The organism is Streptomyces sp. NPDC020192 (genome assembly GCF_044388685.1).
Taxonomy (GTDB): Bacteria; Actinomycetota; Actinomycetes; order Streptomycetales; family Streptomycetaceae; genus Streptomyces.
The window spans coordinates 140610-159569 of sequence record NZ_JBIRXG010000017.1; the positions used below are offsets into that span (position 1 = coordinate 140610).

The window sequence follows — 18960 nt, forward strand, 5'->3', positions numbered from 1 at the left end:
CTCTCGCGGGAGGCGGGAATCTTTGCAGTCTGATGAATGCTTGTGCCCATGATGGCCGGACTGGTGGTGTGTGTGGCGGTGTTCGTCGTGGCGAGCGCCTTCGGAGTGCTGCACAAGCGGCGGAGCGGGAGAGTGCGGGTGCGCGGGCGGGACGACGGCGTGCGGCTGGGAGCCGCCGAACTGGGCGGCGAACTGGGGGAGCGGGCCACGCTCGTGCAGTTCTCGAGTGCCTTCTGCGCGCCCTGCCGGGCCACCTGGCGCATCCTCGGCGAGGTGGCGGAGATGGTGCCCGGCGTGACACACGTCGAGATCGACGCCGAGGCCCACCTGGGTCTCGTACGGGAACTGGAGATTCTCAAGACGCCCACCGTGCTCGTCCTCGACGCGGGCGGCCGCGTGGTGCGGCGCGCCACCGGGCAGCCCCGCAAGGCCGACGTCATCGCGGCTCTGGGGGAGGCGGTGTGAGGGTGCATCAGGCAGCGGTACGGCGCCTTCCGGATCCCGGATCGCACTTGACTGTGCGCACCACCTATCGTCAGCCTGACCGTATGCCGATCGAACTCCTTCTCCACGGGCGGGTCCACGTCGACCTCGCCCGCACCGCGAGCGCGTGCTGTCCGGGCTGTTGAGCAGCTACGCATCGGCACGTCCCCCTCGGCAGAAGGACAACTCCATGACGGCCACGCCCGAACTCGGCACCCCTCAGCTCGCCTCGCCCGACCTGCTGCGCTCGACCTTCCGCCGGCACGCCGCCGGTGTCGCGGTGATCACCGCGCGCGGTGCCTCCGGTCCGGTCGGCTTCACCGCCACCTCCCTCACCTCGGTCTCCGCCGAGCCCCCGCTGGTCTCCTTCGGCATCGGCACAGGCGCGTCCAGTTGGCCCGCGATAGCCGAGACGGAGCATGTCGGCGTGCACATACTCGGTGAGCACCAGGGCGAGCTGGCCGCCACCTTCGCCCGTAGCGGCGCCGACCGCTTCGGGGCGCCCACGGTCTGGCGCGAGGGCCCGGAAGGCGTACCGGTGCTCGACGACGTGCTCGCCTGGCTGGTCTGCCGGATCGTCGGCCGCGTCCCTGCCGGTGATCACCGGATCGTGCTCGCCGAGGTCGTTCTCGGTGACCCCTCGGGCGCCGGCCGCCCGCTCCTCTACCACCAGGGCCGCTTCAACGGCCTGCGGGATTGATCACGCCCGTCGCCCCTGCGCGCGCGTCGAGTTCCGGTTACGCTGCGTTGCGAAGGTCACAGTTCAAAGCGCTTGCTTAGCGGGCATGAACTGGGTGTACTGACGAGTAATATTTCGTTCGGAGCGCGCGGACGCCCCGATCGGGATCGGCCGCTTGAGGCGCCTATGCTGCCTGCAAGAGGCAGCCCGGAAATGACGATGCAGTAGGAGAGCCGGCGTGAGCTTGAGGATCGTTGTCACTGTGAAGTACGTGCCCGACGCCACTGGCGACCGGCACTTCGCCGATGACCTGACCGTCGACCGCGACGACGTGGACGGTCTGCTCTCCGAACTGGACGAGTACGCGGTCGAGCAGGCGCTGCAGATCGCGGAGGACGCGGACGACGCCGAGGTCACCGTCCTGACGGTCGGCCCCGAGGACGCCAAGGACGCGCTCCGCAAGGCCCTGTCCATGGGTGCCGACAAGGCCATCCACGTCGAGGACGACGACCTGCACGGCACCGACGCCATCGGCACCTCCCTGGTGCTGGCCAAGGCGATCGAGAAGGCCGGCTACGACCTGGTGATCTCCGGCATGGCCTCCACCGACGGCACCGGCGGTATCGTCCCGGCCCTCGTGGCCGAGCGGCTCGGCGTCCCGCAGGTCACCCTGCTCTCCGAGGTCTCCGTCGAGGACGGGACGGTCAAGGGCCGCCGCGACGGCGACGCCGCCAGCGAGCAGCTCGAGGCCTCCCTCCCGGCCGTCGTCTCCGTGACCGACCAGTCGGGCGAGGCGCGTTACCCGTCCTTCAAGGGCATCATGGCGGCCAAGAAGAAGCCGGTGGAGTCCTGGGACCTGTCCGACCTGGACATCGAGGCCGAGGAGGTCGGCCTGGACGGCGCGTTCACCAAGGTCGACGAGGCCAACGAGCGTCCGGCCCGCACGGCCGGCACCATCGTCAAGGACGAGGGCGAGGGCGGCAAGCAGCTCGCTGAGTTCCTCGCGAGCCAGAAGTTCATCTAAGGGCTCGCCCCGCTGACCGCCCCTCAACTTCGTTACGCAGGAGAGCAATCCCATGGCTGAAGTCCTCGTCTACGTCGACCACGTGGACGGCGCCGTCCGCAAGCCCACCCTCGAGCTGCTGACCCTGGCCCGCCGCATCGGCGAGCCCGTCGCCGTCGCGCTGGGCAACGGCGCCGCCGACACCGCCGCCGCGCTCGCCGAGCACGGCGCGGTGAAGGTCCTCACGCACGACGCCTCCGAGTACGCCGACTACCTGGTCGTGCCGAAGGTGGACGCCCTGCAGGCCGCCTACGAGGCCGTCTCCCCGGCCGCCGTGCTGGTCCCGTCCTCCGCCGAGGGCAAGGAGATCGCCGCCCGCCTGGCGCTGCGCATCGGCTCCGGCATCATCACCGACGCCGTCGACCTCGAGGCCGGCGACGAGGGCCCGGTGGCCACCCAGTCGGTGTTCGCCGCGTCCTTCACCACCAAGTCCCGCGTCATCAAGGGCACCCCGGTCATCACCGTCAAGCCGAACTCGGCCGCCGTCGAGGCCGCCCCGGCCGCCGGTGCGGTCGAGGCGCTCGCCGTGTCCTTCTCGGACAAGGCGACCGGCACCAAGGTCACCGCGCGCACCCCGCGTGAGTCGACGGGCCGTCCGGAGCTGACCGAGGCCGCGATCGTGGTCTCCGGTGGCCGTGGCGTGAACGGCGCCGAGAACTTCTCGATCATCGAGGCGCTCGCCGACTCCCTCGGTGCGGCCGTCGGCGCCTCGCGTGCCGCCGTCGACGCCGGCTGGTACCCGCACACCAACCAGGTCGGCCAGACCGGTAAGTCGGTCTCGCCGCAGCTGTACATCGCCAACGGCATCTCCGGCGCGATCCAGCACCGCGCCGGTATGCAGACCTCCAAGACGATCGTGGCCGTCAACAAGGACGCCGAGGCCCCGATCTTCGAGCTGGTCGACTACGGCGTCGTCGGCGACCTCTTCGACGTCGTCCCCCAGCTGACCGAGGAGATCAAGGCCCGCAAGGGCTGAGCCCGGCCAGGCGCTGTCCGAGGCCCCGGTGACCTGCGCGGTCACCGGGGCCTCGGTGCATCCTGATGACGGATCCCCCGATTCCTCCGGCGGCCGACCAGGGTCCGGACGGGGTGTTGACCAGCGAGAACCACCCGGATAACTTCATTCTGCGGATTATCGATTCCGTACAGCGGAAAACTGGAGGGTGTGGGATGGGTCAGCAGGAGAAGGTGGCGACGAGCCTCGCGGGCGCCGTCAGCGAGGAGATCAGCGCCTCCCTCGCACCGGTCGACGCGGAGCTCGAGCGCCGCTACCCCGGGGACCCCGGCACCCGGCAGCCCGTCCACACCGTCTACGTCCCCGGTGACGCCTTCGCCGCCGGCACCATCCGCTCCTGGGGCGACCAGGCCCTGGCCGCCCTCGACGAGCACGCCCCCGACGCCGCCTCCTTCGCGGCCGTCCTCGGCCTCGCCGACGAACTCGCCGAGCCGGTCTACTCGCGCGTCCGCGCCAAGCTGGAGCGCGAGCCCATCGAGGACCTGCGCGTCGACTTCGAGGACGGCTACGGCCCCCGCCCCGACGCCGAGGAGGACGCGACGGCGGCCCGCGCGGCCCGCCTGATCGCGGAGGCGTACCAGAACGGCACGGCGGCGCCGTACATGGGCATCCGCATGAAGTGCATGGAAGCGGCCGTCCGCGCCCGGGGCATCCGCACCCTCGACGTCTTCCTCACCGGGCTGATGGAGGCGGGCGGCCTGCCTGAAGGGCTGGTCCTCACCCTGCCCAAGGTGACGTACGCCGAGCAGGTCGGCGCCTTCGTACGGCTCCTGGAGGCCTTCGAGAAGGCGCACGGGCTTCAGGCCGGGCGGCTCGGCTTCGAGATCCAGATCGAGACCAGCCAGTCCATCCTCGCCACCGACGGCACGGCGACTGTCGCCCGGATGATCCAGGCCGCCGAGGGCCGCGCCACCGGACTGCACTACGGCACCTTCGACTACAGCGCCTGCCTCGGCGTGTCCGCCGCCTACCAGGCCAGCGACCACCCGGCCGCCGACCACGCCAAGGCGATCATGCAGGTCGCGGCGGCGGGCACCGGCGTACGCGTCTCCGACGGCTCGACGAACGTCCTGCCCGTCGGCCCGACGGCCAAGGTCCACGACGCCTGGCGGCTGCACTACGGCCTCACCCGCCGCGCCCTCGCCCGCGCCTACTACCAGGGCTGGGACATGCACCCGGGTCACATCCCGACCCGCTACGCCGCCGTCTTCGCCTTCTACCGCGAGGGCTTCGAGCAGGCCGCCGGCCGCCTCGCCCGGTACGCGGGCCGCGTCGGCGGCGACGTGATGGACGAGCCCGCCACCGCCAAGGCCCTCAGCGGTTATCTGCTGCGCGGCCTGGACTGCGGTGCCCTCGACATCGCCGAGGTCGCCCGCCTGACCGGCCTGACCCGCGCCGACCTGGAGGGCTTCGCGGCGCCCCGGCGCGGCGACCTGACCGCCTCGGCCCAGCGCACGTAGCGGCGGAGACAGCCGAGTCCGCCACCGCCCCGGACGCCGACCCGGGGCGGTGGGGCGTGCGTGGTGGCTCAGTCCGGCCCGGCGTACGGTTCGAGCCCCGACCGCGTCACCCACCTCTGCTCGGCGAACAGCCGTGTGCCCAGTGGGCTCAGCCCGGGATCCGCCTGGACCCGGGCGACGAACTCCTCCGGCGTGACCCCGAACAGCTCCCGCAACGGGGCGGATTCCAGGAGGAGTTCGGTGAGTAAGGGGCGCTGTCCCGGATGCCGGCGCGGCACACCGGCGCCGTCACGCAGGACCCCGTGCCGGTTGACGTACGAGTACACACCCAAGAGCACCGTGCCGTCCGGCAGTTCGACCCGCACGTCCCGCGCGGGCAGCCAGACCCGCCAGAAGTTGGGCTCACTCGCGTCGATCGCCTCCAGCTGGCGCCGGTCCAGCCAGATGACGAACAACTCCCTTGACACATCGGGGCACTTGACGGGAGACGCGGAGATATAGCCCATGAGGCTGACGTGCCCCGAGACGCCCACGTCGAGGCCCGTCACCCGCGTGCGCACCATCGGCAGCGGGGAGTCGATCCCGGACCCGGCCATCTTGTACCGCAGGTGGCCCGGACAGGCGTTGGAGCCGACGGCGAGCACCGGCACCCGGTCGTCGTACACCAGGCGCTCCAGCGGGAGCATCCGGTCGCCGTGCAGTAGCCCGGAGTCGGCGGGCCAGGCGCCGGGATAGGTCAGCGGATGGTCGCGGGGGGTCTCGGCGAGGCCGAGCTCCGCCAGGGTGCGTCCCGTCATGCGCGGCTCAGTCGGCCGGCGGCAGCTCGCCCGAGCCGCGCGTGATCAGCCGGGTGGGCAGTTCGATGCGCTCCGGGGTGACGAGGCCGCCGTCCAGCTGACGGAAGAGGCGCTCGGCGGCCGTACGGCCGAGGGCGGCCGCGTCCTGGGCGACGACCGTGACGCCCGGCTGGAGCAGGTCGGCGAGTTCGAAGTCGTCGAAGCCGACCAGGGCGACCCGGCGGGACTGCTCGGCCAGGACCCGGATCACGGTGACCGTCACCCGGTTGTTGCCCGTGAAGATCGCGGTGACGGGCGCGGGCCCGGAGAGCATCTCCTCCGCCGCCCTGCGCACCCGCTCCGGGTTCGTCTGCCCGAGGGACATCCAGGCGTCCTCGACCGGTATCCCGGCGTCTTCCATGGCCGCCCGGTAGCCGCGCAGCCGTTCGGCGGCGGTGTGGATGCGGGGCATGTCGCCGATGAACCCGATGCGGCGGTGGCCGTGCGCGATCAGATGGGCCACGCCACCCCGGGCACCGCCGAAGCTGTCCGACAGGACCACGTCGGCGTCGATCCGCCCGGCCGGACGGTCCACGAACACCGTCGCCACGCCGGCCCTGATCTCCGGCTCGAGATAGCGGTGGTCGTCCCCGGCCGGGATGACGACCAGCCCGTCCACCCGCCGTGCGCACAGCGCCAGCGCCAGTTCCTGCTCGCGCTCCGGGTCCTCGGCGCTGGAGCCGTTGATGAGCAGGGCGCCATGGGCCCGGGCCACCTCCTCGACGGCGCGGCTGAGCGGGCCGTAGAACGGGTCGGCGAGGTCCTCCAGCACCAGGCCGATGCTCGCCGTACGGCCCTTGCGCAGCACCCGGGCGCTGTCGTTGCGGCGGAAGCCCAGCGCGTCGATGGCCTCCTGCACCCGGCGCTCGGTGTCCGGGGTGACGCCGGGCTCGCCGTTGACCACCCGGGAGACCGTCTTCAGTCCGACACCGGCCCGTGCCGCCACGTCCTTCATCGTCGGGCGGTTGCCGTAGCGGGTGCCGGGCAGGCGGTCTGCGGGGCGAGTGGTGTCGGGCACGATACGGCGTCCTGTCCTGTCGTCTCGTCCGGTGGGCTTGTTCGTCCGGTCCGCGCGGCCGGTGGGTCCCCGGTGTGTGCCGAGGGGGTGCGCCGAGCCGGCGGTTCGTATGAGGATGTGGCGTCGAGCATAGAGCCTGGACAACGTTGTCAGATGCGAGAGAGACTGTCCACCGCTGTCTGTCGGCCTGCGCCCCCACCGCTTGACCGGCCTTTCCCTTTGGTTCTCAAGCTTCGACGGGGAGATCTGACTCTCATGCACACCGACCTCGTGGCGGCCCTGGACATCGGTGGCACCAAGATCGCCGGCGCCCTGGTGGACGACGGCGGCCGCATCCTGGCGCGCGCTCAGCGCGGTACGCCCGCCCAGCAGGATGGCGAAACGGTCATGCGGGCCGTGGAGGAGGTGCTCGGCGAGCTCGCCGGCTCGCCGCTGTGGGGCCGCGCCGGTGCCCTCGGCATCGGCAGCGCCGGCCCGGTGGACGCCTCGGCGGGCACCGTCAGCCCGGTGAACGTGCCGGGCTGGCGCGACTACCCGCTGGTCGACCGGGTGCGCGCGGCGACCGGCGGCCTCCCGGTCGAGCTGATCGGCGACGGCGTCGCGATCACCGCGGCCGAGCACTGGCAGGGCGCGGCGCGCGGCCACGACAACGCGCTGTGCATGGTGGTCTCCACGGGCGTCGGCGGCGGCCTGGTCCTGAACGGGCAGCTGCATCCCGGCCCGACCGGCAACGCCGGGCACATCGGCCACATCAGTGTCGACCTCGACGGCGACCCGTGCCCGTGCGGCTCGCGGGGCTGTGTGGAGCGCATCGCCAGCGGCCCCAACATCGCCCGCCGCGCCCTGGAACAGGGCTGGCGTCCGGGCCCCGACGGCGACACCTCGGCCGCCGCGGTGGCCGCCGCCGCCCGCGCGGGCGACCCGGCCGCCGTGGCCTCCTTCGAGCGCGCGGCCCAGGCTTTGGCCGCCGGCATCGCGGCCACCGCGACCCTGGTCGAGATCGACATCGCGGTCATCGGCGGCGGCGTCGGCAATGCGGGCGACATCCTCCTCGCCCCCCTGCGCAAGGCCCTCACCGACTACGCGACCCTCTCCTTCGTCCGGCGCCTGACGGTCGTGCCCGCACAGATGGGAACGGACGCGGGGCTGGTGGGGGCGGCTGCGGCGGCCTTGCGCGTCGCCGCCCCAACCTCCCTGTGAAAAACGGAAGTTGACGCTCCATTCGGCGGTTGGCGCTCCGTTGGCCGTCTGTTGGAGCCGTCCAGGAAGATCCCTCATGTGCGGCGAACGCTGCACATGAGGGAGGGAACGGAACATGAACGCACGCAGCATCGTGCGCCGGGCCGCCGTCGGGGCCGGCACGCTGGCCGGAGTCGCCACGCTGGTGCTGGGCGGCGGCGGGGTCGCCTCCGCCGAGACCACGCAGTACACGGTCTGGAGCAACGGCTGCTCGGGCAGCCTCATGACCCAGTACGTGTCGGGCGGCGGGGGCTGGCAGGTCCGGAACTACGTGAACAACAGCGGTGGCAGCACCACCTGTTCGGGCTGGATCGACTGGGCCCCGGATGGCGACACCAACCACTTCTACGGGCTGCAGAACCGGGTCTGGGTCGACCCGTGGAACACCCAGGAGTCCACCTATATCCCGGACAACGACCCCGCGCTGGCCCGCGTCTGCGTGCAGGCGAACGGCGACAACTACGCGCGCTGCACCGCGTGGTGGTAGGCCGATGACAGTCACCGCGTGATCGTCGAGGGTGGTGAACACCCGACGATCACGCGGTGACCTCGGTCAGGGCCCGTCGCTCAGCACGTGAGCTTCGCGTCCGCCCAGTCCGCGTGGTCGTAGTCGATGCCGTCCCCGCCGTCGGTGACGACGAGGCGGACGACCTGGGCCCCGGTCACGTCGGCTGACATGGCCTGGGCGGGTGTCGCGTGGGTGAGCACACCGGTCGACGCGGCCTTCCTGCCGTCCGCCAGGATCTCGAAGGCGACGGTTCCCCGGGTGCCCGTCTCGTCGTCGAGGCCCACCCGGGCGGTGACCGTCGAGCACCTGCCGCCGGTGTAGAACTCGACGGCACTTTCGGCATGGACGCCGAGCCCCTTGGCGTACACGGCCCCGCCGACGGTGATCGGATGCCCGTCGCCCGCAGCGTTCTCGCCGTTGCTGGTGTCACGCTCCACCGGCCCCCAGCCGTTGGTGGTCGACAGCCAGGGCAGGTCGCTCAGGTACGACGTCCCGGCGGGCGGCCGTACCACCACCGACGCGGTGAGCGGGAGGGCGGCGGTGACCCGCTGACCGGATGGTGAGCGGTAGCGCGCCCGGAGCGTGAGGTCGTAGGAGCCCGTCGGGGTCCCGGCCGGGGCGGTCACGTTCCACTCGGTGCGCAGGGTGCGGCCGGTGGCCAAGGCGGCAGCCGTTGTCGCCGTGGTGGGCCGTACGGTCCAGCCGTCGGGGGCGGTAAGGGACACGGAGACCCCGCGCGCGGGCGTCCGGCCGAGGTCGGTGACCGTGCCGGTCAGCGTGGCCGGAGTGGCCGCCTCCAGCAACGGACTGCCGTCCAGGCCGAGTTCGGCCGCCGGCGGGTAGGCCGCCCAGCGCCGGTCGGCCGCGACGCGCAGCAGCACCGTGCCGTGGGCCGGGACGGTGGCCGCGATGGTGCCGGCGGTGTTGGAGCCGCTGTGCCGCCACAGGTCCCGCAGGGTGTAGGCAGGGGCGCCGGGCAGGCCGACGGCGGTCGCGGTGGTGGCGATCCGCTGGGCGGTACCGGACTCGTTGAAGAGGGCCACCGCGCGGCTGCCGTCCTTCAACTCCTTGGCGATCACCCAGCGCCCGCCCGCGGAGGAGACGACCGTGCCCTGCTTGCCGAGCGGGTCCTGGTCGACGGCGATGACCTCCTTGTTGTCCAGGATGTCGAAGGTCGCCTGGGTGGCCTTGCGCAGGTCGGTGCCGATGAGCAGCGGCGCGGCCATGACCGACCAGAGGGAGAAGTGCGAGCGGTACTCGGTGTCCGTCATGCCGCCGTTGCCGACCTCCAGCATGTCGGGGTCGTTCCAGTGGCCGGGGCCGGCGTTGGGCGCGAGCGGCAGGTTCTGCTTGAGGATCGACACCATCGAACCCCAGTTGTCGCTGATGTCACCGGTGGTCCGCCAGAGGTGACCGACGTCCGCCGCCCACTCCCAGGGCTTGTTCTCGCCCCATTCGCAGATGCTGTAGACGATGGGCCGGCCGGTCGCCTTGAGCGCGTCCCGCATGGTCCGGTAGCGCTGTTTGGCGTCGACGCCGAGGTTGTTGCAGTTGTCGTACTTCAGGTAGTCCACGCCCCAGTCGGCGAACTGCCGTGCGTCGCTGTACTCGTGGCCGAGCGCGCCGGGGAAGCCCGCGCTGTTGCAGGTCTTGACGCCGGCGCTGGTGTAGATGCCGAGCTTGAGGCCCTTGGCGTGGACGTAGTCGGCGACGGCCTTGATGCCGTTCGGGAAGCGGGCCGGGTCGGGCACCAGCTTGCCGTTCGCGTCGCGGTCCGGCAGGGCCCAGCAGTCGTCCAGGTTGACGTACTGATACCCCGCGTTCTTCAGGCCCTTGGCCACGAAGAGGTCCGCGATCCCCTTGACCATGGCCTCGTTGAAGTCGGCCCGGCAGTGCGTGGAGTTCCAGTTGTTGAAGCCCATCGGCGGGGTGAGGGCGAGGCCGTCGGCCAGGGCGGGCGTGGCGGGGGCCTGTGCGGGGGCCGCGACGGCCGGGGCGGCGAGGCCCGCCGTGCACAGCAGCCCGGCGGTGAGCGCTCCGGCCAGTCTTCGGCGGGTGGTGCGGGTCGTGCGGGTCGTGCGGGTGTGAGGGTGACGCATCGTTGACGTTCCTCCGACTCGCGAGACGTGGCTGACGACATGAGCGCCGCCTGGGCGTCATGTATGCGTCAGCTGTGCGCGTTTACGGTAGGACCTGTCGGAGTGTGTTGGAAGAGGCGTGCCTAACTGTTCGATATCTCGTCAGAAGCCTTGACTGCTGCGCTGATTCACTCTGTGGGCTTGCTGAGTGTTCGGATGTGTTCGCTTCCGGAGGTCATGCCTCGTCGCCGACGCGGCCCCAACCCGGGAGTGGTGGCTGGGGCCAGGCGGGCGGAGGCGGCAGGAGCCGGTCCGGGTCGCCGGTTCTCAGTACGTCCGCCGGAAGCCGTCCCGTGAGCCAGCCGAGCACCTGGTGCCCCGCCCCGGTGACCGAGGGGCCGTCCGCCGCCACGGACCAGCGCCGGCCGAGGTCCACCGCCTCCACCGAGGCGAGGGGAAAGCCCTGGGCCCGTAGCGTGCCGAGGGTGTCGTCCAGCGCCCAGGAGACGTAGGTGTCCGGCCACTGCTCCGTGCCGTACCCGATGCCGAGGTCCAGGTGGTGGGTCTCCAACTCCCGCAGACAGCGCAGCAGGAGGTACCAGGCCGGGTGCCGCCAGCCGGCCAGCGCCGCGACCAGCCGGTCCCACGCGGGTGCGGGCATCGCGCGCGCGTGGGACGTGAACCGGTCGAGGCTCTCCCGCAGCAGGGCCGTGAGCCGGTCGGCGGGCAGTGCCGCGTTCCGCTCCAGCGCCGCGGCCGCTGTCGCCGCGTCCGCGCGCGGGCCCGGTGTTCGACCGGTGCGCGCGAGCCCCAGCAGCCACACATAGGCGTCGGCGCTGTGGGCGACATGGGCGAGCACCTGACCGCGCGTCCACCCGGGCAGCCCCGACGGGGCGCGCAGGCCGGCGTCGGACAGGGCGGCCGCGGACCGCACGAGCCGGTCGCCGGACCGTATGACGATGCCGACGGGATCGCCACCGGAGCCGAAGGGCGCACGACCGCTCACCTGAACTCGCATACGACCTCGATCCGTCCGACGATGTGTGCGTTGAACTCGTCGAGTTCCTGGGCCGGCACCCACAGCTCCAGGATGGTCTCGCCGCCGGCCTGCCGGACCGGATAGCGAGCGACGAACTCCGTGTCGACCTCGAAGCGGGTCACGAAACCGGCGCCGTCGTGTCTGACATTCCAGTCCCGGGCGATCCGGATCGCGTAGTCCTCGTTGAGGACCGGATAGAAGATCGGCTGCTCGGGCAGCCGGGGCGGCCATGCGCGCCAGTCGAGTGCGCGTACCAGCTCCAGTTCCTCGGGGCCGGTCGGGCGCCAGAGGGTCGTGGTGGAGCGGCGGCTGGTCATGGCTGTCGTCTTCCTCGGACGGTCACGGCAGTTCTGGACCGGACGATACGCGCGGGATGATCGCCGGGGCCACGGAATATCCCCGCGCCGCCCGCCCTGGACACGACGATCGACCCGGAGCACGGAACCGCGCTGGTGCGCGTGACCCGAAGGCCGCTTCCGTAGTTGATCAGCACATGAAGAAGCGCAGCATTCTCGCCCTCGCCACCCTGGCCACCGGATTCGTCGTGGCCGCCGTCACCCCGTCCCACGCGGCCGACGAAGGCCCCCTCGGGGACCTGGGCGTCCAGGACACCGTCCACTCGGCCGGTGACCTCGTCAGCCAGGACAGCCTCTCCCCGGTCGGCGACCACGTCCTGCCCCAGGAGTAGCCCCGGCGATCCCTGGCGTGCGTGCCGGTGCCCCTGCCGCAGGGGGCACCGGCACTCCCGTACGGGCGCCCTCACCGGGGCGGGGTTTCCGTGGCAGGGTGTTGCGGGCAAGCCACAGGGGGCCAACAGGTAGAGGGGGAGTCCGTGACCGTCGTCTGGATCAACGGCGCGTTCGGTGCGGGGAAGACCACGGCCGCACGGGAACTGATCGAACTGATCCCGAACAGCACGCTCTTCGACCCCGAGGTCATCGGCGGGTCGCTCACGCACCTGCTGCCGCCCAAGCGCCTCGCCGAGGTCGGCGACTTCCAGGACCTGCCGATCTGGCGCCGACTGGTCGTCGACACGGCGGCCGCGATGCTCACCGAGCTGGGCGGAACCCTCGTGGTGCCCATGACCCTGCTCCGCCAGGACTACCGTGACGAGATCTTCGGCGGCCTCGCCGCCCGCAGGATCGCCGTCCACCATCTGCTGCTCGCCCCGGCCGAAACGATCCTGCGCGAGCGAATAGCCGGTCGGGAGGTGCCCGCGGACCTGCCCGACGGCGAGATACGGGTACGGCAGTGGGCCTACGACCACATCGAGCCCTATCGCGCCGCGCTCGCCTCCTGGCTCACCGCCGACGCCCACCTCGTGGACACCGGCGCCCTGACCCCGTACGAGACCGCCGTCCGTGTCGCCGACGCCGTCGCGAGCGGTGCCGTACCCCCCTGCGACATCGTGCAGACCCCGGAGCCGACCGCCGAGACGCTCGCCGCCGGGGTGCTGCTTTTCGACGAGCACGACCGGGTGCTGCTCGTGGACCCCACCTACAAGCCCGGCTGGGAGTTCCCCGGCGGTGTGGTGGAGCGCGGCGAGGCGCCGGCCCGGGCCGGGATGCGCGAGGTCGCCGAGGAGACCGGGATAGAGCTGCGGGAGGTGCCCCGGCTGCTGGTCGTGGACTGGGAGCGGCCCGCGCCGCCCGGCTACGGCGGGCTGCGGCTGCTGTTCGACGGCGGCCGGCTGGAGCCCGGCGCGGCGTCCCGGGTCCTGCTGCCGGGCCCGGAGCTGCGCGCCTGGCGCTTCGCGAGCGAGCAGGAGGCCGCCGGGATGCTCCCGCCGGTCCGCTATGAACGCCTGCGCTGGGCCCTGCGGGCCCGGGAGCGGGGGACCGTGCTGTATCTGGAGGCGGGGGTGCTGGTCGGCTGACCGCCGCTACGGCACGAGCCCGGCACCGGCGCAGGCACGGTGCACCTCTGGTCGAGGTACGGCGTGAGCTCTGCCCAGCTCCAGTGCCCGGAAGAAGTCCCCCAGGACAGCGGTGACAGCAGCGCGGCGGCGGTGCGTGGGATGCCTTCGGGGCGGGCACCGGCGGCACAGGAGCGCACGAACTCCTCACCAGGTAGGAGAGCGGTGTACGCGCGGTCGTAGTCCTGGTGCCGGACGGCGAACACCCGCTCGGCACCGGCCAGTCGTACCCGGAGCCGAGAGCGAGGCCGACGTCGGTGACGTACAGGCGGCGTCCGCCGGTCGGTGCGCAGCTCGCCCTCGAACCAGTCGTGCACGGTGTACGGCACGTGCTCCAGGAACAGGGCCAGGCTCGCCGAGGCCGTCCGCAGTGCCTCGATCCGTCGCCGCACCTGCGCGCCACCACCCCAGTAGGCCACGGTCCGCTGCATGTCGGCCAGTTCGGCCGGCAGGTGCCGGGGCTCGTCGGGCAGTACGCGCCAGTGGTGCGGCAGCGGGACACCGGGGAACCGCCCGGCCGGCGCCCAGCGCGTGGTGGTCCGCTGCGCCGCCAGCTCGCGCCAGGCGGTGAACCCGGGGCCGCCGATGCCGTAGTGGCAGTACGGGGACACGCCGAACAGGTTCGCTGTGGAGCGCTCGTTGCCGGGCAGCCGTTCCAGGTCCGTCAGCGGTACCCGCTTGACGAAGACGGGCCGGCCCGCCACCAGGAGGCGTGCGGACCGGCCGCCGATGCCGGTGCCGAGTGGTTCGGCCGCCGCCAGGAGCTTCGCCACCTTCTCGTCGGTGAGCCGGTTCAGGCGGTTCGCGATGCGGGTGTGCGCGGTGAGGCGGCTGGAAGATGCCACCTCTGCATGATCAGGCCATGGATGCCGCCTTGCGCAGAGCCGTGGCGGCGTCTCCCACGACCGCGTCGCCGTGTCCGAAGCACGCCACCTCCGCGTCCAGCTCCGCCAATCGGCGTATGGAGGCGAGGAGTTGGGGACGGTCGAGATTGAACACCCCCGGGATCACCGTCCCGTCGGAGGCCGCGATCGTGTCGCCGGTGAAGAGCACGCCCTCCGCGGGCAGGAACAGCGCGATGCTGCCGTCCGTGTGTCCGGGGACGTGGATCACCCGGGCCCCGCCGCCGAAGGCGAGTACGTCGCCGTCCGAGACACCGGTGACGGCCGCCGGCGGAACCGGCGTCCCCTGGGGCAGATGCTTGACCGCCTCCGCGTGGATGGGCAGCTCCCAGTCCTCGAACCGGGGCGGCGGGCCGGGGAGTTCACCGCGCACGAACGGGGCGTCCAGGTGGTGCGCCAGCACCTCGGCACCGCTCAGCGCCGCGAACTCGCCCGCCCCGCCCGCGTGATCCTCGTGGAAATGGGTCAGCACGATCCGTCGTACCTCCCCGGGCGCCCGGCCCAGTGACGTGATCGCGTCGGCGATCGTCCGGCCGGCGCCGAGCACGCCCGCGTCGATCAGCGTCAACTCGTCGTCGTCGCGCCAGAGATAGGCCTGGCCCACCGGGAAACGCAGCAGATGCAGACGGGGGAGCAGTTCGATGACGTCCATGGGGCGACCGTAGGCAGTGCCCCCGCCCGCGGGCGAGGGCACTCTGCCAACGGCAGAAAGGGTCAGCCCGCCGCGTAGTTGCGCAGGAACAGCGCCTCGGCGACCGACAGCCGCTCCAGCTCCTCGGGCGAGACGCTCTCGTTGACCGCGTGGATCTGCGCCTCCGGCTCGCTCAGACCGATCAGCAGGATCTCCGCCCGCGGGTACAGCCCGGCCAGGGTGTTGCACAGCGGGATCGAGCCGCCCTGCCCGGCGTACTGCATCGTCTCGCCGGGGTAGGCCACGGCCATCGCGTCGGCCATCGCCTGGTAGGCGGGGCTGGAGGTGTCCGCGCGGAACGCCTGGCCCTGGCCGATCTGCTCGGTGGTGACCCGGGCGCCCCACGGGGTGTGCGTCTCGATGTGCGCCTGGAGCAGCTTCGTCGCCTCGGCGGCGTCCACGCCCGGCGGCACCCGCAGGCTGATCAGGGCCCGGGCGCTGGCCTGCACCGACGGGGTCGCGCCGACGACCGGCGGGCAGTCGATGCCGAGGACGGTGACCGCCGGGCGGGCCCACAGCCGGTCGGCGACGGAGCCGCCGCCGGTCAGCTCCACGCCGTCGAGCACCCGGGCGTCGGAGCGGAACTGCTCCTCGGTGTACTCCAGGCCGTCCCAGGTCGCCGAGGCGTCGAGACCGTCGACCGTGGTCGAGCCGTCGGCGGCGCGCAGCGAGTCCAGCACCCGGATCAGCGCGGCCAGCGCGTCCGGGGCGGCACCGCCGAACTGGCCGGAGTGCAGATTGCCCTCGATGGTGTCGATCTGCACCCGGACCAGGGTCATACCGCGCAGGATGGTGGTCACCGTGGGCAGGCCGACGCGGAAGTTGCCCGCGTCGCCGATCACGATGGTGTCCGCCTCGAGCAGCTCGGGGTGCTGCTCGGCGTACCGCTCCAGGCCGCCGGTGCCCTGCTCCTCGGAGCCCTCGACGATCACCTTCACGTTCACCGGCACGCCGCCGTTCGCCTTCAGGGCGCGCAGCGCGAGCAGGTGCATGATGAAGCCGCCCTTGCAGTCGGCGCTCCCGCGGCCGTACCAGCGGCCGTCGCGCTCGGTCAGCTCGAACGGCGGGGTGGTCCAGCCGGCCTCGTCCAGCGGCGGCTGCACGTCGTAGTGCGCGTAGAGGAGAACCGTTTTGGCGCCCTCGGGGCCCGGCAGATAGCCGTAGACGGACTGCGTGCCGTCCGGGGTGTCCAGCAGGGCCACGTCGACGAAACCCTCGGCGGTGAGGGCGTCGGTGATCCAGCGCGCGGCGGCCTCGCTCTCGCTCTTCGGGAACTGCGCGAAGTCCGCCACCGACGCGAAGGCGACCAGCTCGGTCAGTTCCTCCTTCGCCCGGGGCATCAGCGAGGCGACGGTCTCGGCGACCGGATTCGACGGCATGGGCACGCTCCTCGTGGGTGCGACGTTGAACAGGGTGAGTCCCCCGATACTCCCACAGTGGCCTGCGACGACGTCCGCCGTAGGATGCGAGGGACACTACGGCAGCGGCTGGATCGGAGCGGTAGACCAACGTGAGCGGCGAGAACTCTTCGGCGGACGGCGTTCAGCGGGTGTGGGACGTCGTCGTGGTGGGTGCGGGACCCGCGGGGGCCTCGGCCGCCTACGCGGCCGCGGTCGCGGGACGGCGCGTGCTGTTGCTGGAGAAGGCCGAGTTGCCGCGCTACAAAACCTGCGGCGGCGGCATCATCGGCCCCTCGCGCGACGCGCTGCCTCCGGGTTTCGAGCTGCCCTTCCAGGACCGGGTGCACGCGGTCACTTTCTCCCACAACGGCCGCTTCACCCGCACCCGCCGTGCCAAGCAGATGCTGTTCGGCCTGGTCAACCGCGCCGAGTTCGACCAGCAGCTGGTCGAGCACGCCCAGAAGGCGGGCGCCGAGCTGCGTACGGGCGTCACGGTGCAGCGCGTGGAGCAGCACGGCTCGGCGGTCCCCGACCGGCGTACGGTCGCCGTCGTCCTGCAGGGCGGCGAGACGGTGCTGGCCCGCGCGGTCGTCGGCGCCGACGGCAGCGCGAGCCGCATAGGGGCCCATGTCGGGGTGAAACTGGACCAGGTGGACCTCGGTCTGGAGGCGGAGATCCCGGTTCCGGAGTCGGTCGCCGAGGACTGGAGGGGCCGCGTCCTCATCGACTGGGGCCCGATGCCGGGCAGTTACGGCTGGGTGTTCCCCAAGGGCGACACCCTGACGGTCGGCGTGATCTCCGCGCGCGGCGAAGGCGCTGCCACGAAGCGGTACTTGGAGGACTTCATCGCCCGGCTCGGCCTGTCCGGCTTCGAGCCCGCCGTCTCCTCCGGGCATCTGACCCGCTGCCGCGCCGACGACTCGCCGCTGTCCCGGGGGCGGGTGCTGGTCTGCGGTGACGCGGCCGGTCTGCTGGAGCCCTGGACCCGCGAGGGCATCTCCTTCGCGCTGCGCTCGGGCCGGCTCGCGGGGGAGTGGGCGGTGCGCATCGCCGAGGCGCACGACGCGGTGGACACCCGCCGCCAGGCCCTGAACTACGCGTTCGCGGTCAAGGCCGGGCTCGGCGTCGAGATGAGCGTCGGCAAGCGGCTGCTGACCGTGTTCGAGAAGCGTCCCGGCCTCTTCCACGCGGCCCTCACCGGCTTCCGCCCTGCCTGGCGGGCGTTCCGGGAGATCACCCAGGGCCAGAGCTCGCTCGGCGAGATGGTCCGCTCCCGCCCGCTCGCCCAGCGCGCCCTGACCGCGCTGGACCGGGGACAGGCCGTCCCGGCGGAGGATTCGGTCAGTTCGCAACCGTGATGTGGAAGACGGGGTGGTCGGGGGCGATACGGCGGAGGTCCTCGTCCGGCGAGTCGGGGCCGACGCCGTCGAAGAAGACACCGACTTCTGCCTTCCAGCGCTTGAGGTAGGCCCGCAGCAGCGGGACCTTGTCGTCGTCGGCGACCTCGGTGGCGGTGAAGACGTCCACGTTCTTCCCGAGCCGCAGTTCGCCGCCGCCGACCGCCCGCATGTTGCGGGTCCACTGGACATGGCCGCGCGGGGCGAGCAGGTACTGCTGCCCGTCCACCGTCAGCAGATTCACAGGAGTGGTGCGCCACTCACCGCTCTTGCGCCCGCGCACCGCCAGGACCCGGGAACCCCAGACGCTGACGCCGCGCCGGGTGAGCCAGGCCACCATCCGGTTGAAGACGTTGACGGTGAACCAGCCCGGCTTCTTGACGTGCGTAGACATGGTGACCCCCACGGGTTCGGGAGAGCGGTGCTCTCGTTCGACTTCAGTGTGGAGCAGGCGGGTGCGTGAACGCAAGAGCGGTGCTCTCTTTTGTGTGCACTGCTCTCTCTCGTGGCAGACTGCTGGTATGAGCACCCCACAGGGCGCCCGCGCACGGGCCAGGATCGAAGTCACCGCCGCCATCAAGGAAGCGGCCCGCAGACAGCTGGCCGAGGAAGGCGCGGCCAGGCTCTCGCTGCGGGCCGTCGCCCGCGAACTGGGCATGGTCTCGTCGGCTCTGTACCGCTACTTCCCCAGCCGTGACGAGCTGCTGACCGCTCTGATCATCGACGCCTACGACTCCCTCGGCGAGGCCGCGGAGCGGGCGCGCGACGCGGCTGACGGCGCAGCTCCCGTGGCCCGCTGGACGGCCGTGTGCGAGGCGGTGCGCGGCTGGGCGCTCGCGCATCCGCACGAGTACGCCCTGATCTACGGCTCGCCCGTGCCCGGCTACTCCGCCCCCCAGACCACCATCCGGGCCGCCGCTCGCGTCGGTCTGGCCCTCATCGGCATCATCCGCGACGCCCACGAGGGCCCCGGCCTCGCCGACCTGCCCCTGCCCGCCTCCCTGCGCCCCGAGGCCGAGCGCATGGCCGCCGACCTCGCCCCCGAGCTGCCTCCCGAGGTGGCCGTGGCGATGGTGGCCGCCTGGGCGCAGCTCTTCGGGCTCGTGGGCTTCGAGCTGTTCGGTCAGTTCACCAACGTGGTGGAGGACCGGGAGACCTTCTTCCGGCACGCGGTGACGGGGCTGGCGCACGGGGTGGGGCTGCGGTAGCCGGCCAGGTCCGCACGGGTGCCGTACTC

The 18960-nt window shown here is 72.1% G+C and carries 21 protein-coding genes; 12 read left to right on the top strand and 9 right to left on the bottom strand.

Annotation, left to right across the window (positions count from 1 at the left end; genetic code table 11):
- Window positions 1–51: 51 nt before the first annotated feature.
- The 6 genes from ACH47Z_RS29830 to ACH47Z_RS29855 all read left to right on the top strand — a co-directional run bounded on the left by ACH47Z_RS29830 (window position 52) and on the right by ACH47Z_RS29855 (window position 4700).
- On the top strand, window positions 52–465 hold the full coding sequence (locus tag ACH47Z_RS29830; RefSeq protein ID WP_399079226.1) for a thioredoxin family protein: 414 nt from the start codon (window positions 52–54) through the stop codon (window positions 463–465).
- An 83-nt stretch (window positions 466–548) separates the two neighbouring features.
- The gene (locus ACH47Z_RS29835) at window positions 549–629 is read left to right on the top strand and encodes a putative leader peptide (RefSeq protein WP_399079228.1); all 81 of its coding nucleotides are present in this window, start codon (window positions 549–551) and stop codon (window positions 627–629) included.
- Window positions 630–673: 44 nt separating this feature from the next.
- Window positions 674–1183 carry a flavin reductase family protein gene (locus tag ACH47Z_RS29840; RefSeq protein ID WP_399079057.1) on the top strand — a complete coding sequence of 170 codons (510 nt, stop codon included), beginning with the start codon at window positions 674–676 and terminating at the stop codon, window positions 1181–1183.
- Between the two features lie 217 nt (window positions 1184–1400).
- Entirely contained in the window at window positions 1401–2186 is a 786-nt protein-coding gene (locus ACH47Z_RS29845; protein ID WP_399079059.1) for an electron transfer flavoprotein subunit beta/FixA family protein, read from the top strand.
- 52 nt (window positions 2187–2238) lie between these two features.
- The gene (locus tag ACH47Z_RS29850; protein WP_399079060.1) at window positions 2239–3201 is read left to right on the top strand and encodes an electron transfer flavoprotein subunit alpha/FixB family protein; all 963 of its coding nucleotides are present in this window, start codon (window positions 2239–2241) and stop codon (window positions 3199–3201) included.
- A 194-nt stretch (window positions 3202–3395) separates the two neighbouring features.
- Window positions 3396–4700, top strand: a complete 1305-nt coding sequence (locus tag ACH47Z_RS29855) for a DUF6986 family protein (protein WP_399079062.1) — start codon at window positions 3396–3398, stop codon at window positions 4698–4700.
- A gap of 68 nt (window positions 4701–4768) precedes the next feature.
- Here ACH47Z_RS29855 and ACH47Z_RS29860 read toward each other — a convergent pair whose 3' ends face one another.
- Window positions 4769–5497 carry a hypothetical protein gene (locus tag ACH47Z_RS29860; RefSeq protein ID WP_399079064.1) on the bottom strand — a complete coding sequence of 243 codons (729 nt, stop codon included), beginning with the start codon at window positions 5495–5497 and terminating at the stop codon, window positions 4769–4771.
- Window positions 5498–5504: 7 nt separating this feature from the next.
- Window positions 5505–6554 (bottom strand): LacI family DNA-binding transcriptional regulator, encoded by a 1050-nt coding sequence (locus tag ACH47Z_RS29865; protein WP_399079066.1) that lies wholly within the window; start codon window positions 6552–6554, stop codon window positions 5505–5507.
- A 255-nt stretch (window positions 6555–6809) separates the two neighbouring features.
- Here ACH47Z_RS29865 and ACH47Z_RS29870 point away from each other — a divergent pair, with 255 nt between their 5' ends.
- Together ACH47Z_RS29870 and ACH47Z_RS29875 are read left to right on the top strand one after the other, a co-directional pair.
- Complete coding sequence (locus ACH47Z_RS29870; protein WP_399079069.1) at window positions 6810–7754, top strand: ROK family protein; 945 nt, start codon at window positions 6810–6812, stop codon at window positions 7752–7754.
- Between the two features lie 115 nt (window positions 7755–7869).
- Window positions 7870–8280 carry a hypothetical protein gene (locus ACH47Z_RS29875; protein ID WP_270085254.1) on the top strand — a complete coding sequence of 137 codons (411 nt, stop codon included), beginning with the start codon at window positions 7870–7872 and terminating at the stop codon, window positions 8278–8280.
- Window positions 8281–8360: 80 nt separating this feature from the next.
- Here the strand turns inward: ACH47Z_RS29875 and ACH47Z_RS29880 are convergent, their stop codons facing one another.
- The 3 genes from ACH47Z_RS29880 to ACH47Z_RS29890 form a co-directional block, all read right to left on the bottom strand.
- The gene (locus ACH47Z_RS29880) at window positions 8361–10400 is read right to left on the bottom strand and encodes an NPCBM/NEW2 domain-containing protein (protein WP_399079071.1); all 2040 of its coding nucleotides are present in this window, start codon (window positions 10398–10400) and stop codon (window positions 8361–8363) included.
- A gap of 214 nt (window positions 10401–10614) precedes the next feature.
- Complete coding sequence (locus ACH47Z_RS29885; protein WP_399079073.1) at window positions 10615–11385, bottom strand: maleylpyruvate isomerase family mycothiol-dependent enzyme; 771 nt, start codon at window positions 11383–11385, stop codon at window positions 10615–10617.
- A complete protein-coding gene (locus ACH47Z_RS29890; RefSeq protein ID WP_399079075.1) occupies window positions 11382–11735 on the bottom strand; it encodes an ADP-ribosylation/crystallin J1 in 354 nt (117 codons plus the stop codon). Before ACH47Z_RS29890 ends, ACH47Z_RS29885 begins: the two co-directional genes overlap by 4 nt.
- Before the next feature lie 176 nt (window positions 11736–11911).
- Here ACH47Z_RS29890 and ACH47Z_RS29895 point away from each other — a divergent pair, with 176 nt between their 5' ends.
- Together ACH47Z_RS29895 and ACH47Z_RS29900 are read left to right on the top strand one after the other, a co-directional pair.
- Window positions 11912–12106 (top strand): hypothetical protein, encoded by a 195-nt coding sequence (locus tag ACH47Z_RS29895; RefSeq protein ID WP_399079077.1) that lies wholly within the window; start codon window positions 11912–11914, stop codon window positions 12104–12106.
- A gap of 144 nt (window positions 12107–12250) precedes the next feature.
- Complete coding sequence (locus ACH47Z_RS29900) at window positions 12251–13294, top strand: NUDIX domain-containing protein (RefSeq protein WP_399079080.1); 1044 nt, start codon at window positions 12251–12253, stop codon at window positions 13292–13294.
- Here the strand turns inward: ACH47Z_RS29900 and ACH47Z_RS29905 are convergent.
- The 3 genes from ACH47Z_RS29905 to ACH47Z_RS29915 form a co-directional block, all read right to left on the bottom strand.
- On the bottom strand, window positions 13213–14178 hold the full coding sequence (locus ACH47Z_RS29905) for a protein kinase family protein (protein WP_399079082.1): 966 nt from the start codon (window positions 14176–14178) through the stop codon (window positions 13213–13215). The two genes, ACH47Z_RS29900 and ACH47Z_RS29905, sit on opposite strands and share 82 nt — an antisense overlap.
- Before the next feature lie 10 nt (window positions 14179–14188).
- On the bottom strand, window positions 14189–14887 hold the full coding sequence (locus tag ACH47Z_RS29910) for an MBL fold metallo-hydrolase (protein ID WP_399079084.1): 699 nt from the start codon (window positions 14885–14887) through the stop codon (window positions 14189–14191).
- A 62-nt stretch (window positions 14888–14949) separates the two neighbouring features.
- Window positions 14950–16305 carry a dipeptidase gene (locus tag ACH47Z_RS29915; RefSeq protein WP_399079085.1) on the bottom strand — a complete coding sequence of 452 codons (1356 nt, stop codon included), beginning with the start codon at window positions 16303–16305 and terminating at the stop codon, window positions 14950–14952.
- A 131-nt stretch (window positions 16306–16436) separates the two neighbouring features.
- On the opposite strand from ACH47Z_RS29915, the gene ACH47Z_RS29920 reads away from it, so the two are divergent.
- Window positions 16437–17684 carry a geranylgeranyl reductase family protein gene (locus tag ACH47Z_RS29920; protein WP_399079087.1) on the top strand — a complete coding sequence of 416 codons (1248 nt, stop codon included), beginning with the start codon at window positions 16437–16439 and terminating at the stop codon, window positions 17682–17684.
- Here ACH47Z_RS29920 and ACH47Z_RS29925 read toward each other — a convergent pair.
- A complete protein-coding gene (locus ACH47Z_RS29925) occupies window positions 17668–18117 on the bottom strand; it encodes a nitroreductase family deazaflavin-dependent oxidoreductase (protein WP_399079089.1) in 450 nt (149 codons plus the stop codon). The two genes, ACH47Z_RS29920 and ACH47Z_RS29925, sit on opposite strands and share 17 nt — an antisense overlap.
- 127 nt (window positions 18118–18244) lie before the next feature.
- Here ACH47Z_RS29925 and ACH47Z_RS29930 point away from each other — a divergent pair, with 127 nt between their 5' ends.
- Window positions 18245–18931: a TetR/AcrR family transcriptional regulator gene (locus tag ACH47Z_RS29930; RefSeq protein WP_399079091.1), complete on the top strand. Its 687-nt coding sequence runs from the start codon at window positions 18245–18247 to the stop codon at window positions 18929–18931.
- Window positions 18932–18960 lie beyond the last annotated feature (29 nt).